The sequence below is a fragment of the Methanobrevibacter oralis genome (genome assembly GCF_001639275.1).
GTDB lineage: Archaea > Methanobacteriota > Methanobacteria > Methanobacteriales > Methanobacteriaceae > Methanocatella > Methanocatella oralis.
In genome coordinates, this window is the sequence record NZ_LWMU01000098.1 from 1 (window position 1) to 5,689 (window position 5,689).

Consider the following 5,689-nt stretch of genomic DNA (forward strand, 5'->3'; position numbering starts at 1 on the left):
TCTTTATATTCTTTCATAACCTCTTTAATTTCATCCAATTCAAGATGTCCTTCAATTTTTTTGCTATTTTTTACCATGAATATTAATTTGTAATTTATATGGTATAAACTTTTCGAGAAAAACTATAATAGGATATTACATTGCTGTCAAGATAATGGTTTTTAATTTTTTAAAAACTATCTTGTATGTTTGATTTACATTTTTTATTATAAAATTTCTTTTTATCTAATTATTTCATTTGATGATGGTTTAATTTTCGTGTAAACCAAATTTTTTTTGGCTATATCAATTATTTCTTAACTATTGTTTGTATTTCTTCTTGATTATCTGTTAGGAGTTGGGGGAGTTCTTCTTTTTTGTTTCCAATTAATGTGTTAATCTTTGGTTTTGTATACATATTTGGGTATTTTGTTGTTGTTTTTTTTTTGGTTTTTTTCTTCTACGTTGTGTTTGAGGTCTATTAATCATGTTGAATAAGTTATATATGGTTAATAGAAGTTTTTGTTATAATTAAAGGAATTTTGAAAAGTAAAGAATTTAAATATGAAAGAATTTTTTAAAAAAATAAAAAGATTAATTTTGGTGGGCATTCAAAAAGAAAAAAAATTGTTAAGATGGAATAAAAACTTCCATATATTAACATGATTATTTTCTTTTAAATCCAATTAATAATATAGTTAAAATACATAAAAATATTATTAATAGAGGATTGCCGGTATTTTCCATTTTGATTGTTGTTTTTGCATTATGTATTTTAGAATTATTACCTCCATCAGGATTAATTGGTTTATCTTGTGAGATAACTTTTATAGTATCATTATCAAAATTATTTTCCATATTAGGATCAAAAGTATCTCCGATAACCTTAGCATTGTTGGTAATTTTACCAGTGCGTAGAGATTTAGTAATAAAGATAATAACAGCTACTTCTTTGTTTTCTAAGTCTCCAATATTCCATTTTCCAGTTGTTACGTTATATGTGCCTTTAGAAACTGTGTATGAAATTAATTTTAAAGAATTTGGTAAAATATCTGTTGCAACAACATTGATAGATTTATTAGGACCATTGTTTTTCACAGTAACGGTCCAAATAACAGTATCTCCAATATGAACAATATGTTTATTTGCTACAACTTTAATTTCTAAATCAGCTAAAGCATTAGATTTAATAGTACATTTTACAGTTTTATTACCAACACTAACAGTATTATTCAAAACACCATAAGCATTAACAGTAACATTAACATAGAAAACCTTAGAACCACCCTTAGTTAAATTAACAACCCAAGTAATAGTACGAGCAGCACCATTATAAACACCACCATCAGACGCACCAACAAAAACCAAACCAGGATCCAATGTATCCACAACAACCAAATTATTAGAATCAGCAGAACCATCATTAGAAACAGTCACAGTATAACTTACCTTATCACCAAAATTAGGACTAGTATTGTTAACAGTCTTACCAGGAACAACCTCAGGAACAGTCACATTAACACGAGCAGTCTTATTACCAACACTAACAGTATTATTCAAAACACCATAAGCATTAACAGTAACATTAACATAGAAAACCTTAGAACCACCCTTAGTTAAATTAACAACCCAAGTAATAGTACGAGCAGCACCATTATAAACACCACCATCAGACGCACCAACAAAAACCAAACCAGGATCCAATGTATCCACAACAACCAAATTATTAGAATCAGCAGAACCATCATTAGAAACAGTCACAGTATAACTTACCTTATCACCAAAATTAGGACTAGTATTGTTAACAGTCTTACCAGGAACAACCTCAGGAACATTAACTGTTTCATTAACTGTAACATTATTTATTGTTAAATTATTAACCCAAGTCCCATTATTCATAACTTTAATACTAACAGTAATTATAGCAGAAGTATTTGGATAAATATCCTTAATTATCCATATTAATTTTTTACCATTATTAATAAAATTAATTAAAGTTCCACCAATAATAGTGAAATTTCCTGCATATTCAAGACCCTCAGGCAAATCATCAATTAAAGTAATATTTTCTATATATGTTGAATTACCAACATTAGTTACTGTTAAATTATATTTAATAACTTGATCAACAAGAGGATTATCATTGTCAACAGTTTTTTCATGGAATAAAGTTACTTCTATAGTTTTATTAGCAAAATTATTGGTATAATTGGTTTCAGCTTCATTAGCACTTACATTAGCATTATTAACAATATAACCAAGCTTTGTAGCTTGAGCTAATATAGTTAAAAAAACAACTGAATCTTTATTTAATTCTCCAATTGTCCATAAACCATTTAAATAATTATAACTTCCTTTAGTCGCATTATGTGAAATATATTTTAATCCATTTGGTAATATATCTTTAAGTACTACACCTGTTGCATTATTTAATCCTTTATTAGATACAGTAATAGTAAATAAAACTGTTTCATTAAGGAAATAAATATTCTTATCACTATTTTTAACTACATCTATATCAACAATTGGTAAAATTTTAAAAATAGTGGAATTAATAATAGCTTTATAATATGGATCTTCCTCATGACTTACATTTACTGAATAATTTCCAACTGTAAGACCACTCAAAATTGCACTAATATTACCATAAATACCAGTTATTTCTGAGTTATTATTATCATAAACGACGTCCCCAGTTTCAACATTTATTACTTTTAGATGTATTCTTTGGTAATCTTCACGATTGTCTTGATATAATAATAAACCATCTTGACTATTTTCAGCACCTAATACTGGATGTATTTCACTAGCCCCTGTTGTTTTTAATCCAAACTTAGAAGTAGTATATGTTACATTATAAAAAAATATTTGAGAGGGTAATACTGTATTATAAATTGCATTTGCAATATTATTTCCACCAATATGAGTTACATTAATAACTTGATTAGATTGCATATAATAACTTAAAGATGGTTCAACACTAATATTTAATAAATAAGACCATGCTTGATTCATGTTAAATTTAGTATTATTAATAACAAAATTTATACCATCAGTGTAAATAGCTGAACCGTTACGAGCTGTGTTATTATCAAATAAACTATCTTCAACAGCATTATTATCTCCTTTTATATAAATTGCTCCACCAAGACCATCATCCAAGTTTAATACTGACGGAATCGCATTATTCTTTAAAAAGTTAGAACTTTTTATTTTAGCATTAGAACCTTCTATATAAACTGCCCCCCCAGTAACAGATACATTATTATCAGAAAAATTACTATTGGATATAACAGCTTTATCACCTATAATATACACTCCACCAGCATAACTAGCATTATTTTTTTCAAAAGAAGAATTAACAATTTTTGTATTATAACCATTAATATATACTCCAGCACCATAAATCGCATTATTATCAGTGAAATTAGCTTTATTAATTAAAGTATTACTACCAATAACATATATCGTTCCATGAAGTAAATTTTTATGATTTGTAAAAGTATTATTTAAAATTACAGAATTATCACCTTTAATATAAATAGCACCACCATCACCATTTTTAGCAGTGTTATTAATAAAAACAGAATTTTGAAAAGAAGCATTATTACCTGTAATATGAACAGCACCACCTTCTTGAGTAGCTATATTATTATAAATATAACAGTCCGAAATATTAGCATTATTACCATAAGTAGTACCTTCCATATATGGATAAGGTAATCCTCCAATCATGATAGCTGCTCCTTTTGAAGCAATATTATAATAAAAAGTACAATTCTTTATGTTAATAGAATCACCTGCTGCACCAACAGCACCTCCTTCTCCACCAATATATGAACTATTTCTTGGAGATTTAATCCTATTTGCTGAATTATTAAAAAAAGTACAGTTCTTTAAAAGACTTCCATCATGAGTATATACAGCACCAGTAAAAAGTGCATTATTATTACTGAAAACACAATTATATACATTAGATGTTACTCCATTTGTATTATGAGTACACATTCCTGCCGCATGCCCATATTTATTTTTATTGTTATTAAAATAGCAATCATAAACATCACAAGAACGTACACTAGATCCAGTACCACTATCCTCAATATCACTACCTGGAGAATAATTATTAATAATACTACAATTTCTTATAATTGCATTATGTATACCAAATGCAGCTTCACTACCACCAATATATTCACCTGCAGTAGCATCATATTTCCCAGCTGCAACATTACTATCAAAAACACAATTTTCAACTAATTTATTTTTAACAGAAGCATTTTCTAAATCAATTAAAGCTAATCCTCCAGATAATCTTGTTGCAGAGTTATTAATAAAATTACAATTTTTTATATTTGCATTTAATAAATAAAGTCCAAAAACTCCTCCACCTCTATAATTAGCGGTATTATTGATAAAATTACAATTCATAAGAGTTAAAGTAGCATTTTCAGCAAAAATAGCACCTCCACCACCCCAAGGATTATTAATACTATTATTGGTAAAATTACAATTATTACAAGTTAATTCACAATTCGGGCCTATATAAATCGAACCACCCTGAATTGTACCATTAGCCGTGTTTTTATCAAATTGACAGCTCGAAATTATAACTTTCGTATTTTTTTTAGCATGAATAGCACTACCACCTATCCATAAACCAGATGGTATTCTATAACCATTCTTAAAGATAATTCCAGCAATACTTACTTGTGAAACTGTTTCAGGAATATAAAATATACCCCCGCCATTTTGACTATCTAAAACAACATTAGAACCTATGAAATTCAACATTTTATTAACATTTATAAAACCAATATAACCTGTTGTAAAAGTACCTCTAGTGTAAACTTTTGAACTTCCTAAGTTTATTGTATCTCCATTACTTGCACTATTAATTGCATTTTGAATATCAATAAAGTTATTACCACTAACAGTTATAGTGCTTCTTGAATTTCTTAAGTTTATTGTATCTCCATTACTTGCACTACTAATTGCATTTTGAATATCATTACAGTCATTACTACTAGCAGTTATAGTGCTTCTAAAATCGGAGCCATAATCTTTTTTTTCTCTAATTGATGAATTAAATGAAACAGATATATCAATATTTTCATATTCTATATCTTCAATAATGGAATCACCATTAATTGTTGAACCATTTGAAATATAGCTATTGTCATAATCTGATACAACATTTAGATCAGAATTATTATCTAAAGCAACCACATCTGATATTGAAATTATTAATACAGATAATATTATAATTACAGCTATATATCTCAACTTTAATTCCAAATATAAAACCTCCATTTAAATTAATAGGAAACTATTCAAGTAGAATTAATCAAAGCATTTACAAAAATTAAAAATTTTGATAATTAAATAATTAATAATTAAATGAATTAATAATTAAAATCTATTTAAATATTAAACTTTATTTAAATTAGTTTTTTTCCTACATATTTGTTAATATAGTTATGACATTATATAAATATTTTTAGTCTATTGCACTGCTGTAAAGCTAAGGTTTTTAATTTTTCTAAAAACTATCTTGTACGTTTAATTTGCATTTATGATAATATTTCTCTTTATCTCTTTTTTTATTAGATGGTGCTTTGATTTTCATGTAAACCAAATCTTTTTTTGACAATATATATTAAAATTTTCTAATTGATTCCACAAATTAAATTTTCAAAAACCATACTAA

General features: G+C 26.7%; 1 protein-coding gene. It reads right to left on the reverse strand.

Annotated elements, in window-relative coordinates; all coding sequences use genetic code 11:
* Nucleotides 1–645: 645 nt before the first annotated feature.
* Nucleotides 646–5,277 carry a right-handed parallel beta-helix repeat-containing protein gene (locus MBORA_RS08210; protein WP_063720531.1) on the reverse strand — a complete coding sequence of 1,544 codons (4,632 nt, stop codon included), beginning with the start codon at nt 5,275–5,277 and terminating at the stop codon, nt 646–648.
* Nucleotides 5,278–5,689: the final 412 nt, after the last annotated feature.